General features: G+C 31.6%; 17 protein-coding genes, 1 pseudogene and 1 other annotated feature. Of the genes and pseudogenes, 12 read left to right on the top strand and 6 right to left on the bottom strand.

Going from position 1 to position 20,065, the window contains the following annotated elements:
- Positions 1–343 precede the first annotated feature (343 nt).
- From CLMAG_RS16355 to CLMAG_RS34380, 3 genes are all read left to right on the top strand, one after another.
- Positions 344–1,294, top strand: coding sequence for an alpha/beta hydrolase (locus CLMAG_RS16355; RefSeq protein ID WP_066624761.1), 951 nt, complete (start codon positions 344–346; stop codon positions 1,292–1,294).
- A 269-nt stretch (positions 1,295–1,563) separates the two neighbouring features.
- Positions 1,564–2,565: a rod shape-determining protein gene (gene mreB, locus CLMAG_RS16350; protein WP_066624753.1), complete on the top strand. Its 1,002-nt coding sequence runs from the start codon at positions 1,564–1,566 to the stop codon at positions 2,563–2,565.
- Between the two features lie 30 nt (positions 2,566–2,595).
- Entirely contained in the window at positions 2,596–2,724 is a 129-nt protein-coding gene (locus CLMAG_RS34380) for a hypothetical protein (protein ID WP_278330803.1), read from the top strand.
- Positions 2,725–2,877: 153 nt separating this feature from the next.
- Here CLMAG_RS34380 and CLMAG_RS16345 read toward each other — a convergent pair whose 3' ends face one another.
- Positions 2,878–4,002 (bottom strand): DUF5667 domain-containing protein, encoded by a 1,125-nt coding sequence (locus CLMAG_RS16345; protein WP_066624750.1) that lies wholly within the window; start codon positions 4,000–4,002, stop codon positions 2,878–2,880.
- 264 nt (positions 4,003–4,266) lie between these two features.
- Between CLMAG_RS16345 and mreB (CLMAG_RS16340) the strand changes: the two genes are divergently transcribed.
- Positions 4,267–5,268, top strand: coding sequence for a rod shape-determining protein (mreB, locus tag CLMAG_RS16340; RefSeq protein ID WP_066624747.1), 1,002 nt, complete (start codon positions 4,267–4,269; stop codon positions 5,266–5,268).
- 48 nt (positions 5,269–5,316) lie between these two features.
- Here mreB (CLMAG_RS16340) and CLMAG_RS16335 read toward each other — a convergent pair whose 3' ends face one another.
- A complete protein-coding gene (locus CLMAG_RS16335; RefSeq protein WP_066624744.1) occupies positions 5,317–5,697 on the bottom strand; it encodes a VOC family protein in 381 nt (126 codons plus the stop codon).
- Between the two features lie 193 nt (positions 5,698–5,890).
- Between CLMAG_RS16335 and CLMAG_RS16330 the strand changes: the two genes are divergently transcribed.
- Complete coding sequence (locus tag CLMAG_RS16330; protein ID WP_066624737.1) at positions 5,891–6,157, top strand: DUF1653 domain-containing protein; 267 nt, start codon at positions 5,891–5,893, stop codon at positions 6,155–6,157.
- A gap of 135 nt (positions 6,158–6,292) precedes the next feature.
- On the opposite strand, the gene CLMAG_RS16325 is transcribed toward CLMAG_RS16330, so the two are convergent.
- Complete coding sequence (locus CLMAG_RS16325; RefSeq protein WP_066624734.1) at positions 6,293–6,769, bottom strand: DsrE/DsrF/DrsH-like family protein; 477 nt, start codon at positions 6,767–6,769, stop codon at positions 6,293–6,295.
- A 524-nt stretch (positions 6,770–7,293) separates the two neighbouring features.
- Here CLMAG_RS16325 and CLMAG_RS16320 point away from each other — a divergent pair.
- The 4 genes and pseudogenes from CLMAG_RS16320 to CLMAG_RS35005 all read left to right on the top strand — a co-directional run bounded on the left by CLMAG_RS16320 (position 7,294) and on the right by CLMAG_RS35005 (position 13,150).
- A complete protein-coding gene (locus CLMAG_RS16320; protein WP_066624731.1) occupies positions 7,294–8,478 on the top strand; it encodes a hypothetical protein in 1,185 nt (394 codons plus the stop codon).
- Between the two features lie 125 nt (positions 8,479–8,603).
- Positions 8,604–9,836, top strand: a complete 1,233-nt coding sequence (locus CLMAG_RS16315; RefSeq protein ID WP_066624729.1) for a Zn-dependent hydrolase — start codon at positions 8,604–8,606, stop codon at positions 9,834–9,836.
- Positions 9,837–9,934: 98 nt separating this feature from the next.
- Positions 9,935–11,092: a M20 family metallopeptidase gene (locus tag CLMAG_RS16310; RefSeq protein WP_066624727.1), complete on the top strand. Its 1,158-nt coding sequence runs from the start codon at positions 9,935–9,937 to the stop codon at positions 11,090–11,092.
- A 312-nt stretch (positions 11,093–11,404) separates the two neighbouring features.
- Positions 11,405–11,604 (top strand) — a binding site (T-box leader).
- Positions 11,605–11,726: 122 nt separating this feature from the next.
- A pseudogene (locus CLMAG_RS35005) lies at positions 11,727–13,150 on the top strand (carbon starvation CstA family protein).
- 145 nt (positions 13,151–13,295) lie between these two features.
- On the opposite strand, the gene CLMAG_RS16300 reads toward CLMAG_RS35005, so the two are convergent.
- The gene (locus CLMAG_RS16300; protein ID WP_066624724.1) at positions 13,296–14,846 is read right to left on the bottom strand and encodes a methyl-accepting chemotaxis protein; all 1,551 of its coding nucleotides are present in this window, start codon (positions 14,844–14,846) and stop codon (positions 13,296–13,298) included.
- Between the two features lie 204 nt (positions 14,847–15,050).
- Here CLMAG_RS16300 and CLMAG_RS16295 point away from each other — a divergent pair, with 204 nt between their 5' ends.
- Positions 15,051–16,094 (top strand): DNA polymerase IV, encoded by a 1,044-nt coding sequence (locus tag CLMAG_RS16295; RefSeq protein ID WP_066624722.1) that lies wholly within the window; start codon positions 15,051–15,053, stop codon positions 16,092–16,094.
- A gap of 297 nt (positions 16,095–16,391) precedes the next feature.
- Complete coding sequence (locus tag CLMAG_RS32510; RefSeq protein ID WP_161486987.1) at positions 16,392–16,547, top strand: hypothetical protein; 156 nt, start codon at positions 16,392–16,394, stop codon at positions 16,545–16,547.
- Positions 16,548–16,620: 73 nt separating this feature from the next.
- On the opposite strand, the gene CLMAG_RS16290 is transcribed toward CLMAG_RS32510, so the two are convergent.
- On the bottom strand, positions 16,621–17,814 hold the full coding sequence (locus tag CLMAG_RS16290) for a Ger(x)C family spore germination protein (protein WP_066624720.1): 1,194 nt from the start codon (positions 17,812–17,814) through the stop codon (positions 16,621–16,623).
- Positions 17,811–19,436: a spore germination protein gene (locus CLMAG_RS16285; protein ID WP_066624719.1), complete on the bottom strand. Its 1,626-nt coding sequence runs from the start codon at positions 19,434–19,436 to the stop codon at positions 17,811–17,813. The genes CLMAG_RS16290 and CLMAG_RS16285 overlap by 4 nt, the downstream gene beginning before the upstream one ends.
- 185 nt (positions 19,437–19,621) lie before the next feature.
- On the opposite strand from CLMAG_RS16285, the gene CLMAG_RS16280 reads away from it, so the two are divergent.
- Positions 19,622–19,930: a GerAB/ArcD/ProY family transporter gene (locus CLMAG_RS16280; protein ID WP_066624716.1), complete on the top strand. Its 309-nt coding sequence runs from the start codon at positions 19,622–19,624 to the stop codon at positions 19,928–19,930.
- Positions 19,931–20,065: the final 135 nt, after the last annotated feature.

Raw genomic sequence — 20,065 nt, 5'->3', positions numbered from 1 at the left:
GATTGTATAATAAGCACCAAACCCTCACTAAAACTCACCTCTTTTCTAAATGTTATATAGTTCATTATTTAATAAGCATCTATTATTGTATTGTTTTTTATGTATATTATAGTGATGTTTTGCTAATATATCAACTAATTTTATGATAAATTAATAAAAAAGACACATGAAAATTAAAAATATATTAATTTAAAAAATATGACATTATGATGGTGGGGAAAAACAGTTGCTAAGAAAGTATAAAAAAAGTATATTTATATTAAGAAAAATATGAATTATATTATGATAGAGTAAGTATTGATAATTCGTAGAATAATTTAATCAAAGGAGTAGTTATAGTAATATGCAGGAATTAAATATAAAAAAAGCTCCGGTTTTATCAATTAAAAACATTATTATTTGCTTTCTAGGACTTGTATTTTTATCTTTTGTGACAACCGTTGGAATCTCTATATATGTTGGATGGAGTTTGACACATCCCGAACACAATAAAATAGTAGAAACTCCAGTTAAATATGATTTAAAATATGAAGATATCTCCTTTAATAGCAAGTTAGATGCTGTTGATTTAAAAGGTTGGTGGATACCGTCACAAAAGAACAGTATTCTTACTAATTCAAATAAGACAGTAATATTTGCACATGGTTATAAGGATACCCGTGATTTAAGTAAGATACATGCCTTGGCATTAGCAAAAAGTATTGCGCAGGAAGGCTATAATGTGATGTTGTTTGATTTTCGTAATTCAGGGGAATCAGGAGGTAAAGTCACTAGTGTAGGTCTCTTTGAAACTTACGATATGCTATCTGCAATAGAATATGCAAAGGTTAATAAAAAGTCAGAGAAAATATCACTTTTGGGATGGTCAATGGGAGCAGCTATATCAATAATGGCTGGAGCAGAGTCTCCATATGTAGATACAATTATAGCAGATAGTTCATTCTCAGATCTTAACACTTATTTACAGACAAATCTGCCAGTTTGGAGTAATTTGCCTGGGTTTCCATTTACAGTTGAAATAATGGCCTTATTTCCTATTATAGAAAGAATGGATCCGAAAAAAGTTAGTCCATATAAAGTAGTTAACAGTATTGGTAATAAAAAATTATTTCTGATTCACAGCAAAGATGATAAATCTATTCCTTATGAGAATAGTCTACAGATTTATAATTCGATAGGGGATAAGTCTAATGTTCAATTGTGGCTTACAGATAAAGCAGATCATATTAGATCCTACTTATTATATAAGAATGAATATGAAAATAGAGTTATTACTTTCTTAAATAAAAGTTAACAGGAATCTAGCGCCTTAGTGCGAAAGGATTATTGGAACTATTCAAATTTTTAATTTTAATGTCTATAAGAATGGCTTAGAAGCAACAGGCTTCTAAGCCTTAATGATATTTCAGCTTAAATGATATTAAAAAATTTTTAGTGTACCCTCATAAAATTATTTATCATATCGTAAAAAACAATGTAATGCGCTGTTACATAAAATCAGTTAATCTCTAAAAAACTCCCTGAAAAGCGAGACGTATTATGAATTTGAAAGGAGAAATTTCGATGAGATTTTTTATAATGTCTAAGGATATAGGCATAGATTTAGGAACATCTAATACTTTATTATATGTAAAAGGACAAGGAATTGTATTAAGAGAACCTTCAGTGGTAGCTGTAAGTACCACAAGTAGACAAGTTTTAGCCGTTGGCCTAGATGCTAAGAATATGGTAGGCAGAACACCAGAAGGGATAGAAACTATCCGGCCCTTAAAAGATGGGGTAATTGCGAATTTTGATTTGACTGAACAAATGCTGAAAAAGTTTATTGAAAAGGTTAATGGCAAAGGTGCTTTTAAAAGTTGTAGAATCGCAATTTCCCATCCTTCAGGAATTACTGAGGTTGAAAAGAGGGCAATTAATGAAGCAATAAAACAAGTTGGAGCACGTAAGGTTATGCTAATTGAGGAACCTGTAGCTGCGGCTATAGGTTCAGGATTACCTGTGGACGAGCCGGTTGGTAGTATGATTGTTGATATAGGTGGAGGAACTACTGAAGTGGCAGTTATTTCTCTTCAGGGAATTGTTACAAGTAAGACTTTAAGAGTTGCAGGAGATGAGTTAGACGAGACAATTGTTGATTATTTAAAAAGAGAGTCTAATCTCCTCATAGGCGAAAGAACAGCAGAGAAGATTAAAATTGAACTTGGTTCTGTCTATGAAGATGAGAATGAACAAGAAAGAAGTATGGAAATAAGAGGTAGAGATTTGATAACTGGACTTCCAAGGGCTGTTACTATTGCAGAGAGTCAAATACGAGAAGCTCTGAAAGAACCAGTAGCTTTAGTAATTGAAGCGATTAAAACTGCCATTGAACAAACTCCACCAGAACTTGCAGCGGACATAATGGACAAGGGTATAATGCTTTCAGGTGGCGGAGCACTATTAAAAGGTTTAGATAAGCTTATATATAGTAAAATACATATACCTGCCTATATTGCAGAAGATTCCCTTGAGTGTGTCGCTCTTGGTGCAGGAAAGTGTTTGAACATGATAGACAAAATTTAAGTTGAGTTGCAAGTTATTTTTGGAGGGGCTATGAGGGGAATAGTGATTGGTTTATTAGGTGTAGTGACCATATTAATAACATTAGCATTGTGTAAAGCCAGTAGTAAATCAGATAAAATGTTAGAGCATATAAATAAATTAAACGTAGATGAAAAATAAAATACAGCAAGTTCCATCTTGTTATATAAAATAAGCACTGGTAGAGATACTGGTGCTTGTTTACTTTTATAATAGCAAGAGATTAGAAAAAAAGGCCAAAGATCAATGGATATCGAGCTTTGGCCGCTTAGATTATTTACCTGATTAATTATTTTATTTATTGCCCTTGGTTTCATTATCTTTATTGTCCTTATTAGCCTTAGTCTCTTTGGTTTCTTTTGAATTATTTGACTTATCAGCTTTAGTTTCTTGCTCTTTATTTTCTTCTACTTTTACATCAGTTTTAGGGCTATTTGTAGCAGTAGCATCTGTTTTGACAGTACTTTGGTTAGTATCAGCAGTGCTAGTAGTGTTAGCAGTATCAGTAATATCAGTAGTATTTGCATTAGTATTTGTGTTACTTGAAGTGCTTTCATTATTTTGCGTTGCGGTAGTTTCAGTTGTTGTAGTAGCATCTTCTGAAGTAGTATTATTTGTGGAAGTTGGCTCGTCCGTAGTTTTCGCTTTTCTAGCTTCTTTCTTTAGTTGGCCTACGCCACCTTTCATTGCTTCTTTCTTTGATGCAACTGCTTGAGCTAATTTCTCATTTTGGGTATTTAAAGTTAGCTGGGCTTCAGATAAAGTAGTTTCTGCAGCTTTTATTGCTTCTTCATCACCAGCTTTTTTTGCTTCCTGCAGCTTCTTTTCAGCTTCTTTTACTGCTTTTTTACTTTCAAGGAATGCTTGTCTTTCTTTAGCAACGGCTATTATTGCTTCTTTCTTTCTTGTTTGCATTTCTATAACTTGAGCTATAGTCTCTTTAGCATTTTCAGAAACTTTGCCTTCTATGTTTTTTAGGACCTCTATAGATTTCATTTGTCTGCTTGCTATTGCTGATGCTAATTTTTCTAATTCTTCTAATTTCACAGCGCTGTCAGTAGTACTACTAGATGCTTCATCTATTGCAGCATCTAATTTATCTTGAGCCTCTGCCATTTTATCAGTATATTCGTTTAATGTTTGAGTTGAAAGTTCAGTCTCTTCTTTATCAGCAAGGACTTCACTTTCTCCAAGTCTTTCTTCTGCTACATCCACTAGGGCTTCAGCTTCTTTCTCTTCTCCAGAAGCTATGCTAACTTTTACATCATCTAAAGCTTTGTCTATAGGATATATAATAGTGTTATCAGGTGTAATGCCAGCTTTGTCTGCAAGTGTTGCAGTATTAGTATCTGCAAATGCTCTTCCCCCTATACTTAAAGATACAGCTATAGCTGCAACAAATAATACTATTTTTTTCATATCTTTTCCTCCTCAAAATTGTTTATTATGTTTTTCTATATATATTTACGCTAGCCATTTTATTTTTTAAGGGGGTAGATAAATTTGATTATAATGGAATATGAGTAATTATTTACACGTTGAAAGTTAAGTAAGTGAAAGTATATACTGTAAAAAAGCAAATTTAAGAGAGACTTTATGAAAAATAGAAGTCTACTTTTCCGTACATTATCCTCAATATAATCTAAAAAGATATGTATTGTAAATTTGAAAGGAGAAATTTTGATGAAATTTTTTATAACGTCTAAGGATATAGGAATAGATTTAGGAACCTCAAATACTTTATTATATGTAAAGGGACAAGGAGTTTTATTAAGGGAGCCTTCAGTAGTAACAATAAATAGCAAAAATAGACAAGTTTTAGCTGCTGGTTTAGAGGCTAGGAATATGATAGGTAGAACACCAGAAGGTATTGAAACTGTTCGACCATTAAAGGATGGAGTAATTGCAAATTTTGACTTAACTGAACAAATGCTGAAAAAGTTTATTGAGAAAGTTAATATCAAAGGTACTTTTAAGAGACCTAGAATTACTGTTTCTCATCCTTCAGGCATTACTGAGGTTGAAAAGAGGGCAATTAATGATGCGATAAGTCAATTAGGAGTAAGTAAGGTTGTATTAATTGAAGAACCTGTAGCGGCAGCGATAGGATCAGGGCTACCTGTAGACGAGCCAGTTGGTAGTATGATTGTTGATATAGGTGGAGGTACTACTGAGATAGCGGTTATTTCTCTTCAGGGAATTGTTACAAGCAAAACTTTAAGAATTGCGGGAGATGAATTAGATGAGACAATAATTGACTATGTAAAGAGAGAGTTTAATCTTATGATAGGAGAAAGAACAGCTGAAAAGGTCAAAATTGACATTGGTTCTGTTTATGAAGATAAAGAGGAAGAGGAAAAGGATATGGAAATAAGAGGAAGGGATTTAATGACGGGACTTCCAAAAGCTGTTACTATCACGGAAAGTCAAGTACGAGAAGCTTTGGTAGAGCCAATAGCTTTAGTAATTGAGGCCATTAAAGCTACTATCGAACAAACTCCGCCAGAACTTGCAGCGGATATAATGGATAAAGGTATAATGCTTTCAGGTGGTGGTGCGCTTATAAAAGGGTTAGATAAACTTATATATAATCAAATACATATACCTGCTTATGTTTCAGAAAATCCTTTAGAATGTGTTGTTCTTGGTGCAGGGAAGTGTTTGGAAGTAATAGATAAGATATAGATGAAGTGGAAACTTGAATCAGATGGGGTTTCAAACCCCGCTTGATTCTTATTTATCTTCACGAAGTAAATATTCATTTCCATCTTGATCTTTAAATGAGAACATTTTTCCATAGGGCATATTCATAAGTTCGCCTACATCAACACTATTTATTTTCATTTTGTTATAAGCAGTTTCAATATCAGTAGTGCTCAATATTACAGAAGGATGTGAAACATTAGTAGGTGGATTTTGAGACATCATTGAGTTTTTATCATATAAAACAAAGGTTGTAGATCCGTTTTCATTTGGACCAACTTCTAACCAGTTTATATTTGGTCCCATTGGCTGCTCAAGTTTAACTACAAAGTTTAGTTTTTCAGTCCAAAACTTCTTAGCTTGTTCTTGATTGTTCACGTATAGTGTTATTTTTCCTATTTTGTTAATCATGTATATTGCCTCCTGAGAATACTAAAATATATGAAGCCTGTTATGTGATTTAACAAGCTTTAAATTAGTTATTTATATAATAGTATAACCTTAATGTTAAAATTTCAGTATAAAAGAGAATTGCTTATATATTTAATATTTTCTATAATGTAGATATTGATGTGATAAGACATATAGCGTAAGGAGGTAACGTATGAAAAGAAGTTTACAATTAGGAGAGTATTATAGACATTTTAAAAATCATTGGTATAAGGTTATTTATGCAGCGGAACATACTGAAACTGGTGAAAAGCTAGTGATATATTCACCTCTATATGGACAAAAAGGAATCTTTGCAAGACCAATAAACATGTTTTTAGAAGAAGTCCCAGAAGAAAAAGAAAATCCAACAGGACAAAAATATAGATTTATGAGTTTACAGGAATTGAATCTAAAAGTTGATGATGTTCATTATCGATAAGATATCTAATTTTCAATATTTGTATTTAATACAGTAAAAGCACTATGCCGTTCATAGCGCTTTTGCTATATTAAGAAATTGATCTTAAAATCTTTAGGCAAAATTTCTTTCGCTAATGTTGATGGCTATTTTTATCTAAATAAATAGCTGCATATCTGATTCTAGGGCATCTTTTAAGTAATCCTTTGCCTCTATTATTTCAACCTCTGGAAGAAGGTCATCCTTTTTAAAGCCCATAACTTCAACTGAAAGTTTACATCCATAAAATTTAACACCTTTTTTTATTGCACCCTTTAAAAAAGCGGTGATATCAGGAGTAGCCTCCTCCTTCATCATGGCCTTAAGCATTTCTTTTCCAAGACCGCTAAAGTTCATTTTAGAGAGAGGCAAGTCTTCAATGCTCTTAGGAGTGATAAGAGCAAACATTTTTTCATAAAGACTTTTATCATCTAAGTTAGAAGTTTCTGGATTTCTAACAAGAAGAAGCCCCCAAAAGGCAAAAAATATTGTTACATCTACATCTAACTCCTTCGCAGAATTAGCTATAATTAAAGCTGCAAGGGCTTTGTCATAGTCTCCACTAAATACAAGCAAATTCAATTTTTTGTTCAAATAAAACATCCTTTCCTATTTCAAATTAATAAAATTAGTTTAAACATTGTGAGAAATTTTATTCAAAGTAAAAGCAGATGTCCTAATAAAACTCAAGAGGAAACAAGCTTTTAGGGTTAATATTAATAACTATTTTTAATATAAAGTTCTTCATCTTCAGCATGGTATAAGCTGTTATTGTAATTCTAATATTGATATATATTAATATTAGAAAATAAATGCATAAAGTAATTCGTGAAAAATAAAGAAAAAATCATTATTGTTATTTTAAAAAATAAGGAGAATTATTTGAAAATACAATAATATTGACACTTTAGGTATTAGTTGTTATAATTTACAAAACAATGAAAAAAGATATCAAACAGGAAGAATGGTGTGATAATCAATAAAATATTGACATATATTGTAAAAAAATGTATTTATAAAATTATGATAGGTATGAGTTTTTATAATAAAACATTTATATTGAGTAATATTTTTGTATAAAAAATATACACTGAAAAATATTAAAGGGGGCTTTATTTATGGCTTTAAGTGTTATTGCAGCATTTACGATTATATTAATCGTATTAGCCGCAGGTGAATTTGTTTCTACGAAAACTAAGGCTTTCGTACCTTCTGTTTTCGTATCAGCAGTTTTATTTTTAATAGGATTCTGGACTTTTATGCCTAAGGATCTAATTGCTAAAGGTTCTTTTGCGGCACCATTAGTGCCTATCTCCATGTATTTATTGTTAGTTCATATGGGAACGTTAATGAATCTTAAAGAGTTATTAGGGCAGTGGAAATCTGTTGTGATTTCCTTTGGTGGAGTTATAGGCATATGTCTTATGACAATGACTATTGGTAAGGTATTGTTTGGCTGGCAGACTGTTGTTGTTGCTACGCCGCCGCTTACAGGAGGAGTTGTAGCATCTATATTAATGGCTAAAGGTGCTGCAGACAAAGGATTACCAACCCTTGCTGTTCTTGCTACATGCATGTACGTAATGCAAGGATTTATTGGATATCCAATTTCAGCACTTTGTCTAAAAAAAGAGGCAAAACGCGTACTGGGATTATATAAGAATGGTGGAAAAGATGCTAAATTAGCAGAGAGTGAAACTGCATCAACAAATGTAACACCAAGAAAAAAACTTATACCACCTCTTCCAGAACAATATCAAACTCCTTATATAATACTGATGAAGTTAGGGTTTGTTGGGTTTCTTGCTTCAAAAATTGGGCCAATTATACATGTAAATGAATTTGTTATATGCTTAATTTTAGGTGTTATTTTCTGTGAAATTGGATTTTTAGAAGAAAAAGCATTAAACAAAGCTAATGCTTTTGGATTCCTTATGACAGTGCTTATGGGATATATTTTTGCTAATCTTTCACAAGCTACTCCAGCGATGTTAAAACAAATATTGGTACCATTGTTTGGAATTATAATTTTAGGTGTAATAGGTATGTATATTATAGCTCTAATTTTAGGAAAGCTATTAGGATTCTCAAAAGAAATGGCCTTTGCATCAACATTAACTGCGCTATATGGTTTCCCAGCAGATTATATTCTAACACATGAAGCAATTAAATCAGTATGCGAAACCGAAGATGAAAAGGAGTATGTAATTGGGGACATGCTTCCTAAGATGCTTGTATCTGGATTTACTACAGTTACAATAGCATCAGTTATTATAGCTGGTTTCTTTATAAAATTACTATAATCTTTTCTAAATTCATATATTAAAGCATATTTGATAAATCTATTTGGACTGTATTATAGTAGTACATAGTTTTAGTATTACTATAATACAGTCCTAAATTATTTTGTTTATTGGAGGACAGAAATATGAAAACAAATCTTCAAAGAATTAAAAAGGATATTGAACAATTAGCAAAGTTCAATTCATCACCGAATAAAGGACTTACTAGGTTTTCATTTACTAAGGAAGATAGAGAGGCTAGGAATTACATAAAGAATGAGATGAGAGAAGCGGGACTAAAGGTCTATGAGGATGCAGCAGGAACAATTTTTGGAAGACTACAGGGAGAGATTGAAAATGGACCGGTAGTTATGCTTGGATCTCATTTTGATTCTGTAAAAAATGGTGGTAATTTTGATGGACCTGCAGGAGTTGTTATGGCTCTTGAAGTTGCTCGAGCTTTTAAAGAAAATAATGTTAAACCTAAGTATCCTATAGAATTCATTGCAATGATTGAGGAAGAAGGTGGTAGATTTGGCGGTGGCTTATTTGGAAGTAGATCTATGGCTGGAAAAGTCAGTCGTGAATCTTTGGACAAATATAAAGATAAGGACGGTGTATCCATAGCAGAAGCAATGAAGGAGTTTGGATTTGATCCAGATAAAATATATGAAGCAGAAAGAAAAAGTGAAGCTATAAGGGCTTTTATAGAACTTCATATTGAACAAGGACCTGTGTTAGAAAAGAAGAATATAGATATTGGAATAGTTGATTATATTGTTGGTATAGAAGAGATAGAAGTAACAATAAAAGGAAGACCAGATCACGCAGGTACAACACCTATGAATATGAGAGCTAATGCTCTTGATGCTGCAGCACCAGCTATTGCAAAGGTAAGTGAATTTGCAATCGAAGCAGGGGAAGGCACAGTCGCTACCATTGGCACTTTGAATTTAAAACCAGGGGCTGCAAATATTGTACCTAGTGATGTTATCTTTACTGTGGATATAAGATCTAAAAAAGAAGAATGTAAAAAGCAAGTACGCAATAAAATTATTAATTTACTAAAAGAAAGCACTGCTAGAACAAATTGTAATTTAGAAATTGTACAAAAACTTGATGTAGCACCAGTTAAACTAGATGAACAAATAGTTGCAGATTTTTCAAAAGGTTGTGATGAATTGGGTTTTAAGAAAAAAGTTATGCTTAGTGGAGCAGGACATGATGCTATGATTATTGCATCTATTGCAAAAGTCGGATTAATTTTTGTACCTAGTAAAGAGGGGAGAAGTCATTGTCCTGAAGAATGGACAGACTATGAAGATCTTCAAAAAGGCATTGAATTAGCTTATTATGAGGTTTTAAAACTTTGTAAATAGATTTAAGAAGATTTAATTAAAAAGTATATGATGTTTCATCTTTTACAATATCTAGGATGGATAAAGATTTTATAAATATTTTTAGGAGGCGTAAAGATATGACTGTAAAAGAATTAGCTAAAAAATACAAACAAGATGTTATTAATTTAAGAAGGGAGTTTCATAAATATCCAGAAGCTAGCTTAAAGGAATTTAAAACAAGTAAAAAGATTAAAGAAGAATTGGATAAGCTTAGCATACCTTGTGAAATTGTTGCAGATACAGGTGTTGTTGCAGACATTAAAGGCGAAAAACCAGGTAAGACAGTGCTTTTAAGAGCGGACATAGATGGACTATCTGTTACAGAGTTGAATGAATGCGAATTTAAGTCTCAACATGAAGGTTTTATGCATGCTTGTGGACATGACTGCCATATATCAATGCTTTTAGGTGCTGCGATGATATTAAATGATATTAAAGGAGAGCTTAAAGGTACTGCAAGATTAGTATTCCAACCCGCTGAAGAAGTTGCTCAGGGAGCTAAAAAAATGATAAAGGCTGGTGTACTTGAAGGGGTAGATGGAGTATTTGGAATGCATATATGGAGTAATCTTGAAGCAGGTTCTGTATGTATACAAGAAGGGCCATTAATGGCTTCAGCGGATTTCTTTACAATTAGAGTTAAAGGAAAAGGCGGACATGGATCTGCTCCTCATCAAGGTGTTGACGCGGTTATAGCTTCTTCTGCAATTGTTATGAATTTACAGTCTGTAGTAAGCAGAGAGATAAACCCACTTGAATCTGCGGTTGTAAGTGTAGGATCTATCAAATCAGGTACGAGATTTAATGTTATTGCTAGTGAAGGGATATTGGAAGGAACAACTAGATGTTTCAATCCTGAAATAAGAGATGATTTTCCTAGAATGATTGAAAGAATTGCAAAGGACACTGCATCAACTTTTAGGGCAGAAGCCGAATTAGAGTATGGTTTAGGAACAGCAGTTGTAATTAATGACGGAAAAAGTTCAAAGAGAGCAGAAAAATCTGTAGAAAAGATTGGCGCAAAAGCTGTGGTAATTGAAAAAATTACAGGAGCAGAAGACTTTTCAGAATACATGAATAGAGTGCCAGGAGTATTAGCATTAGTAGGTACTGGAAATGAAGATAAAGGTGCATGCTATCCTCAACATCATCCTAAATATACTGTTGATGAGGACTCACTTGAAATTGGTTCTGCACTATATGCACAATATACACAGGATTTTTTAAATGAATAATGAATTGAAATTTTATTAAAATAAAATAAGATTAAAGATATAATCCCTTGTTGTAGATAAATAGCAGGGGATTTTTAGGTTTTTATACTAATTGTAGTTTTATTATAAATTTGATATATAGTTATGTGAAAAAAGTTAGATATCCATAAGGCTAGATATGGAATCATTTGCAGTCTTATGTTCGAAAAAGTAAAAAGATATAGAATATTACGAATAATATTAAGCAATCGTTTACCTGAAAAGTGGCTGTTGACATTAGTTTCTAAAGGCATTAAAATAATAAAAAAAGACCAGTAAAAAGAATTAATTGAAATAAATGCTATGATAGGAAAGAGTATACAAAATATGTTTTACAGAGAGTGGGATTAGCTGAAAACCCATAAACTAAACTTGTAGAAAATCATCCTAGAGCTGCAGGCTGAAGAATTAGTAGTAAGCTGAGCCGGTTTAATGCCGTTAAATTATTGAGTTAAAAACTTGGGTGGTACCGCGGACCTATTTTCGCCCCATATATGGGATGATAATAGGTTTTTTATATTTATTTTGATAGTATATTCCGGAATTATATTATATATAAAAGACTGAAAATTTTAACAATTAAATCGATACATAATTCATTAAAGGGGGCAATTTCGTGTATACATTTTTATTAGGGCTATTAGTACTTATACTAGGTTATTTATTTTATTCAAAGTACGTTGAAAAACAATTTGGGGCAGATTCATCAAAAGAAACGCCAGCATATAAAATGCAGGATGGTGTAGACTATATGCCAATGGCTACATGGAAGGTATTTTTAATTCAGCTTTTAAATATTGCAGGATTAGGACCAATATTTGGGGCATTACAGGGTGCATTATATGGACCAGTAGCTTTTGTTTGGGTAATTGTAGGATGTGTTTTAGGAGGAGCTGTTCATGATTATCTATCAGGAATGATTTCTTTGAAACATGATGGCGCCAGTCTTTCAGAAATACATGGTAAGTATTTGGGAAAAAAGGTTCAAAGCGTTATGAGGTTTATTACAGTATTCTTCTGTATAATCGTTGGAGTGGTATTTGTATCAGGACCAGCAGCTCTTCTAGCTCAGTTAACTCCTGGATATCTAAACACTGGATTTTGGATTGCAGTAATATTTGTATATTACTTTTTAGCAACTATACTTCCTATTGATGTTGTAATAGGAAAGATTTATCCTATATTTGGTATATGTTTATTTATTATGGCTGTAGGTGTAGGGGGGGGATATTAGTAAATGGATATCACATTCCAGAGGTTTCCTTTCAAAACTTACATCCAGCAAAACTATCATTATGGCCTATGATGTTTGTTACTATTGCTTGTGGTGCAATTTCAGGATTCCATGCAACTCAATCACCTATGATGGCAAGATGTATTAAGTCCGAAAAATTAGGTAGACAAGCTTTTTATGGAGCAATGATAGCGGAAGGGGTTATTGCACTTGTATGGGTAGCAGCTGGTCTTGCTTTCTACAATGGTGTTCCTGGATTAGGAAAAGTAATATTAAGTAAAGCTGGTGCTGCAGGGGCGGTATTTGAGATATCAAAAAGCTTGTTAGGGCCTGTTGGTAGTGTGTTAGCTATTTTAGGAGTTATAGTGTGTCCAATAACTACAGGAGACACAGCTTTTAGAAGTGCAAGACTAGCTTTAGCTGATATAATTAAATATCCACAGGACAAAATCAAGAATAGATTGATATTAGCAGCTCCAATGTTTGCAGTGTCTATATTCCTAACCTTTGTTCAGTTCCCTATACTTTGGAGATATATGGGATGGCTTACACAGGCTTTTGCAATGGTAACATTATGGGCTTGTTCGGTATATTTAGTTAAAGCCAAGAAAAACCACTGGATTTCAACTTTACCAGCAGTATTTATGTCTGCTGTGTGTGTAAGCTACATATTACAAGCTCCAGAGGGATTTAGAGTTAATGCAGTATTTTCCAATACTGTAGGAATAGCTGCCGCTGCAGCATTTTTCCTGATATTCTTAAATAAAATAAAAAATCAAGATAAATCGATGAAGTCAGCAGCATAATATAGGGGTTCAAGTATATTAATGAAGTGAAACTTGAATTAGATGGAGTTTCATATGAGATGGGAGTATTAGAGCGGTTATAAGTAAATGACGAATACTAGATAAATAACAATCTAGTATTCGTCATTTATTGGTTTGTCTATATCTATACATTAATATTAACTTTTAAGTCAGCACCAATAACTCCAATTATTTCATTATTTTCAGTCAATATAGGTAAAGAGACGGTAACGCAAGGATTAGAGGTTATAGCGGAAATATATACAGAAGAAACAAAATTCTTTCCATTGATGCTTTCTTGAAACCACTGTCTTACATTTGCATTAGCTATTCCAGCACTAGGATTAGAATATATGAATTTACCTTTTGTATTGTTTGTCCAAATGGCTTCAATATATGAGTAATTAGACAAAAACTTATCAAGTATGCTTTTATGTACTTCTTTATTTAAATCCACTAATTTATAGCTGGCAAGAAGTTCATTTTCTATAAGCTTAATTGTTTCAGCACAATGACTATTGATACTTTCCATGTTTGAGGCAAGTGCATCACTATCTGTTTTATTTGAAATTACAGCCATAATTTTAGATGCGTTTGTAAGAAAATCTTTCATATTATCTAGATCTTTGATGCTATCAGTTTGATCTGTTACAGCGGCATAAACGTTATTTACACTATTATTTACTTCGTCAAGATTTTTTTCAAGTCTGCAAAATTCATCGTTTATGTATTCTATTGATTGATGTTCCTCATCCACTATACTTGTCATTTCTTCTGTTAAAGAAAATACATTATTAAAGGATTGTTTAATTTTGTTCAGAACTTCTTCTATGTTTTGAGTATACTGAACGCTCTTCTCAACATTTTTCTGATTTGGCTCTATGGTATTTACTACAATTTCCATCTGATTTTCTATTCTGTTAACAAGTTTGGATATTTGAGAAACTGAATTTTGGCTACTTTCAGCCAGGGTTCTAATTTCATTAGCAACTACACTAAAACCTCTTCCATGTTCACCTGCACGAGCAGCTTCAATGGAGGCATTAAGAGAGAGCAGATTAGTTTGTTTTGCAATATTATTTACAGTATCTAGTATGATACTAATCTCATTTGATATTTGTTTGAGCTCCTCAATACTAGTTACAGTTTTATCTGTTGAAGATTTTATCTCTTTAATAGCTACCACAATTTCTAATATTTCTTTAAGACCCTTTGAAATTATATGTTTTGATTCATCAGAAGTATAGAAAATTTTACCTGAAGCATTTTTTATATTTTCAAATGAACTTAAAATATTTTTCATTTCAACCGCTGTACTTTTTACCTTTTCATAGGTAGCACTATTTAATCTAGATAAGTCACTTGTTTCATTTGTAAGTTGTTCAGCGCAGGCAGAAGTTTCCTCCATGGTTAGAGAAAGCTGTTGTGATACAGAGGTAATTTGACTTGAAACTACTTGAGTTTCAAAAGTATTTTTCATTAGGTTGTTTTTTAGAACTTTTAATAAGTACGTTAATTTTTTTATATCACCAGTACAGTTTATTTCTTTAATATTGTAGGAAAAGTTACCCTTTGTAAGTTCTAATATCATTTTGTTTATAGGTTTAATTCTCTTATTAAAATAGTATTTAGATAGTATGAATCCTAATATTGAACCTATTAACAAGCAAAAACAGATAATTAATATAATGTTCATAAATCATCACCTTCTTTTAAGTTATCAATAAAATCATCTTGTAATTTACATATTATTAAAAAATATTTATAATTATAGCATATTTATTAATTGTCTACAAGCGGATGGTTAATTAACTGCTCTTTTGTCTTGTTTTACTCGCGCAGTCTAGTATAATATACTAGTTAAGGACTAAGCGTTTTTCGATATATGGAGGAATATTAAGTGGATAAAGTAGTAATGCATGTTGACATGGATGCTTTTTTTGCAGCAGTTGAAATGGCAGATAACAAAAGTTTAAGAGGAAAGCCTGTTATAATTGGAGGTAATTCTGAGAGAGGGGTAGTTGCAACTTGCTCTTATGAGGCTCGAGCTTATGGGGTAAGGAGTGCTATGCCTACATATATGGCTAAGGCGAAGTGCCCCAGTGGTATTTTTCTTCCTGTTAGATATGAAAGATACAGAGAGATCTCAAATAAAATATTTAATATTTTTTACGAAATAACATCTTATGTTGAACCTCTAAGTATAGATGAAGCTTACTTAGATATAACACATGTAGATAGGAGCCCACTGGATATAGCAAGCTTTATTAAAAACAGGGTAAAAGAAGAAACAGGTCTTACTATTTCAGTAGGGATATCCTATAATAAGTTTTTAGCAAAACTAGCCTCTGATTGGAATAAGCCCAACGGTCTAAAGATAATAAAACCGGAGGAAATACCTAAAATTTTGTTTCCTTTGACTATAGGTAAGGTTTATGGGTTAGGCAACAAATCAGTGAAAAGGCTTAATAATATTGGTATTTTTACAATAGAAGAGTTGTATAAACTACCTCAAGATTTATTAACTGAGTTCTTTGGGAAATTTGGAGTAGCTATCTATGAAAGAATCAGGGGTATAGATAATAGAGAGGTTCAGATATCGAGAGAGAGAAAATCTATTGGCCGAGAAACAACATTAGCAAGTGATACGGATGACAAAAACAAACTTAAACTGTATATAGAAGCTTTTGCAAAATCCATATCAAACACAATGGAAAGCAAAAGTATAAGAGGAAAGAATATTACGATAAAAATAAAAACTGTATCTTTTATTAATCATACAAAGAGTAAAACCTTATCACATTATATATTTAGCCAAGAAGACATATATAAGGAAGCCTGTAGTATTTTAGAAGAATTAGAGCTTGAAGAAAAGATAAGGTTGATAGGGGTATCGGTTTCATCTTTTAAGGAGGATAGAGTTGAACAGCTATCCTTCTTTTAAAGATGTGTTGAACAAGCATTGTATTCAAATATTTGAATGAAGGAATAAAAAATCTTATAGGCAGTTAAAATATTGAAAAGAAGATAATTATAGTAGAAAAGGAAAATATAATAAGGAAACTTATTTATATTTTCCTTTTCTACATTTTTGAACACATATAATCATTATAGTCAGCAAAGACTATATTAGGAAAAAACCAGATAAAAGCTAATACTTTAATCTTATTTTTGCAGGCAAAGTGCAGGAAACACATATAAATCCATCTTATTCAAGTACATTTTATGGGAGGTTAATATTATGATTAAATTAATTGAGCAATTTATAAAAGAAACTATCCAAGGCGGTATAGGCCAAACGATAATAGCCTTTGGTTCTTGGGGATATGTAATAATAGTATTTTTAATTACAATATATTATGCTTTTTCTAGCATCATAAAATCTTCAAATAAGTAACCTGAAATATATTTCAAAAGTTATATTAATTAGATTTATCATATAGTCTTAGTTAATAATTGGAATAATTTTATTATTTTTCTATAACATGAGCAGGCTTTAAGATTAAGCCTGTACGATTTAAATGAGTTTCTACCTTTACAGTATAGGGTACATTAACGAAATCTTTATCCCATTGTTCTTTAACTTTTTTCCACTCTTTCGGGTAACTTGTATATAGAGAGCTACCAAAACCTAAAATATCCGACTTTAATTCCTTTTGAATTTTAACTAAAGTTTTATTTACATCATGTTCTGTAGCTTTCTTAAACTTATCATTGACTTTATAAAATTCTTCTAATTCGGAAACGTTAGTATTATCTGGTACCTCAAATATATTCCCTTGAACTTTAACAGTAACAATAAAAGAAATCTTTTCATCTAGCACCTGTGGTTTTATATGACTTTTTACTTTTCTTACATCAATAGAGATATATTCATTTTCATTTTTATTGGAAGGGACACGGATAGCAGTACTTTTCGTATTTCCCATTATCATATTAAATCCTCTAGTTTCCACATTATTTAAGTATCCAACTAATTTATCCTTGTTAAATACAGCAGTATCTGATAGCCTAACACACTTTTTTACAGCAGCATTACCCTGCCATTCAGGTTCGCTTTTTTCATCAACTACCTTAAAGGCTTCTGTTGTTGGATTTATACCATTTCCTTGTATCTTTTTTACAATATCAAGTAATATTGAAGAAGATATCTCTGTATTCAGTTTTTTGCCTTTAATAATCCCTTCTAGGTGATAGGCTTGAATGTCCTCAATACCGCAATTAATTGCTAAAACCTCTCGGGCTTCTTTATTTTGTGAAACCATAAACCATATATTATTTCTTAGTTGGTGTGCTCTTATTAGAAAATCAATGACATCCTTTATTCCTTCCTGGGCTACTTTATCGCTAACAACAAGTATTCTAACATGGGCAAAGTAACTTAGTCTATCGAATTTTTTTGCATTATTTCTTACTGCTTCAAACAAGGAATCTCCTGAGGCGGTTACCAGCTCAGTAGGAGAATTTTTACTTTGTGTATTTGCTGGAGGAGACGGATTAATTACTTGACTAGTTACAACATATTTACCATTTTCATTTTCTTTATCAATACCCATTGCAATTACTATGCCTATTTCATTTAATTCCTTTCTATCCCAACAGCCCGTTAAAGGTAAAAAAGTAAATGTCAAAGCTATAAAAATTAAAAGAATTTTTTTAATCAATTACTTTTTCCTCCTTTTTTCATATCAGGCTTTTTAGGCATTTGAGATTGACCTTGTCGTACAGAATCTCTCCAAGTAATAGCTGTAGGTCGGTTATTCATTAACCATAAGGGAACTCTAATTAGGCTATCCTTTAAGCCATTAGTATTTTGAGGAGCTAGTGGAGACATGTATGGAGCACCAAAGGATCTAAGAGTGCACATATAAGTAGTCATATATAATAACCCTACAAATATACCAAACATTCCAAAAGCTCCAGCTAAAAAAATAAGAATAAAACGAAATATTATTATAGCATCATAAATAGAAGGTATTATAAAACTTGCAATTGCAGTTAAGGAAGTTACTATAACCATAGGTGCACCTATAATTCCTGCTTCTACTGCTGACTGGCCAATAACCAAGGTTCCAACAATACTTACTGCAGAACCGACAGCACGAGGCATTCTTATACCCGATTTTCTAAGCAGCATAAATATGATTTCACTAATCATCACTTCAATAAATACAGGAAAAGGCACTCCTTCACGAGAGGATGCAAAGGTTATAATAAGCACTGTAGGTATCATTTCCTGATGAAAAGTAGTTATAGCTATATAAAAAGCTGGTAAAAGCAATGTAATTAAATATGCCAATATTCTAAGTAGCCTCATAATACTGCTTAAAAATGCTCTAGAGTAATAATCTTCTGAGGATTGAAATGCTTCTATAAATAAATAGGGTACTGTAAGAACGGTAGGGGAGCCATCACATAAGATCGCTACTCTACCTTCTAGTAGTTTTGCGGCTACTTTATCTGGTTTTTCACTGTTGCCGGTGGTAGAAAAAGGTGATAGGGGATTATCTTCAATCAATTCTTCTATATATCCAGATTCTAAAATTGAATCAATATAAATATGATTTAATCTGTTTTTTACTTCCTCTATTATTTGTGGATTTGCTATTCCATCGATATAAGCTATATATACTTTAGTATGAGTTTGTTTTCCTATATTAAATGCTTCAAATATTAAATTTCTATTTTTTATTATTCTTCTTAATAATGATATATTTATAGTGACTAATTCAACAAAACCTTCATGAGATCCTCTAATATTTATCTCCGTTTCAGGCTGCTCAACGCTTCTCTTATTCCACTCCTTAACATTAACTGAAATTGCTCTATCATAACCATCAATAAATAAAACAGCATCACCAGATAGAACAGCCTCAACAGATTCATCAAAAGTTTTTACTTCACTTATATCTACAGAAGCTAGTATATTGTTTTTTATATAATAGAAAGTAGTATTGTCTTTTATTGAATTTCTGATATTATTTGTAATAAGGCTGTTTGTCATTAAAGGCTTTATAATATATTCATTAATCATTTTTTTATTTCCTGCACCATTTATAAAACATATACAAGCTCTGATTTTAAGTTCTTCAATATTAAAATCAAACTCTCGTATCACAACATCACTGCTTTTTCCTAGCATGTCCTTTAAGTTAGATACATTTATATCTATATTTTTGTCGATTAAACAGGAATTATTTATATTATTAAGATTTATTAATTCATTTTTTTCTTTTTCTTTTAAATATCTTGAAAATTTTATGTATTTTAATATTTTTTTTAACATATGACTTATACACCTTCTAAATACTATTTTAACAATAGTATTTGTATTTAGCTTTTTTATATTCCAGCCATCTTGTTCCCAAAGGCACATTTCTACTTGATTGTATATAATTAGAGAAATAACACAAACTAAATGTAAGATTGTGGATTTGTAAAATGAGTTTATAAGAAGTGAGTGGCAGATATATGGAAACTATAAGTAGACGACAACTTTTTAGTTTAACTATTATAGAACAGATTGGAAGTACTACCATTTGGGCTCTAGGTATTGAAGCAAAACAAGATGCATGGATAGCAATTTTATTTTCTATGTTAATGGGCTTTATTCTTTTGTGGCTTTATACAGAAATTCACAACAGTTTTCCTAATGAAAACATTGCAGGGATTATAACTTCGCTGCTTGGAAAGGTAATAGGATTTCCTTTATTTTTACTTTTAATTATTAAAATTAAAAATATTGATAGCAATGAGAAAATAAAAATCAGTAAGAATTAATTACATTAGGATTTTATAACAAATTTAACTTATAATAACCCAAATAGAGGAAAGTGGAACTATTTGTAGAATATATTAATAAAAACCAAACAGAAAATTCAAAATTATAATATATACTTTGGAAGGATGAGGAAA

It is taken from the genome of Clostridium magnum DSM 2767, from assembly GCF_001623875.1.
In the GTDB taxonomy this organism is placed as follows: Bacteria; Bacillota; Clostridia; order Clostridiales; family Clostridiaceae; genus Clostridium_AM; species Clostridium_AM magnum.
Note: the sequence above shows the minus strand (reverse complement) of the source record. Positions and strands in the feature narration are given on the sequence as shown.

Excerpts from the sequence above, each read along its gene's own strand:
- CLMAG_RS16345 (WP_066624750.1), bottom strand. The coding sequence starts at position 4,002 with ATGAAAAAAATAGTATTATTTGTTGCAGCTATAGCTGTATCTTTAAGT.
- CLMAG_RS34380 (WP_278330803.1), top strand. The coding sequence starts at position 2,596 with ATGAGGGGAATAGTGATTGGTTTATTAGGTGTAGTGACCATATTAATA.
- mreB (WP_066624747.1), top strand. The coding sequence starts at position 4,267 with ATGAAATTTTTTATAACGTCTAAGGATATAGGAATAGATTTAGGAACC.
- CLMAG_RS16280 (WP_066624716.1), top strand. The coding sequence starts at position 19,622 with ATGGAAACTATAAGTAGACGACAACTTTTTAGTTTAACTATTATAGAA.
- CLMAG_RS16285 (WP_066624719.1), bottom strand. The coding sequence starts at position 19,436 with ATGTTAAAAAAAATATTAAAATACATAAAATTTTCAAGATATTTAAAA.
- CLMAG_RS16310 (WP_066624727.1), top strand. The coding sequence starts at position 9,935 with ATGACTGTAAAAGAATTAGCTAAAAAATACAAACAAGATGTTATTAAT.
- CLMAG_RS16335 (WP_066624744.1), bottom strand. The coding sequence starts at position 5,697 with ATGATTAACAAAATAGGAAAAATAACACTATACGTGAACAATCAAGAA.
- CLMAG_RS16320 (WP_066624731.1), top strand. The coding sequence starts at position 7,294 with ATGGCTTTAAGTGTTATTGCAGCATTTACGATTATATTAATCGTATTA.
- CLMAG_RS16315 (WP_066624729.1), top strand. The coding sequence starts at position 8,604 with ATGAAAACAAATCTTCAAAGAATTAAAAAGGATATTGAACAATTAGCA.
- CLMAG_RS16355 (WP_066624761.1), top strand. The coding sequence starts at position 344 with ATGCAGGAATTAAATATAAAAAAAGCTCCGGTTTTATCAATTAAAAAC.
- CLMAG_RS16300 (WP_066624724.1), bottom strand. The coding sequence starts at position 14,846 with ATGAACATTATATTAATTATCTGTTTTTGCTTGTTAATAGGTTCAATA.
- mreB (WP_066624753.1), top strand. The coding sequence starts at position 1,564 with ATGAGATTTTTTATAATGTCTAAGGATATAGGCATAGATTTAGGAACA.
- CLMAG_RS32510 (WP_161486987.1), top strand. The coding sequence starts at position 16,392 with ATGATTAAATTAATTGAGCAATTTATAAAAGAAACTATCCAAGGCGGT.
- CLMAG_RS16330 (WP_066624737.1), top strand. The coding sequence starts at position 5,891 with ATGAAAAGAAGTTTACAATTAGGAGAGTATTATAGACATTTTAAAAAT.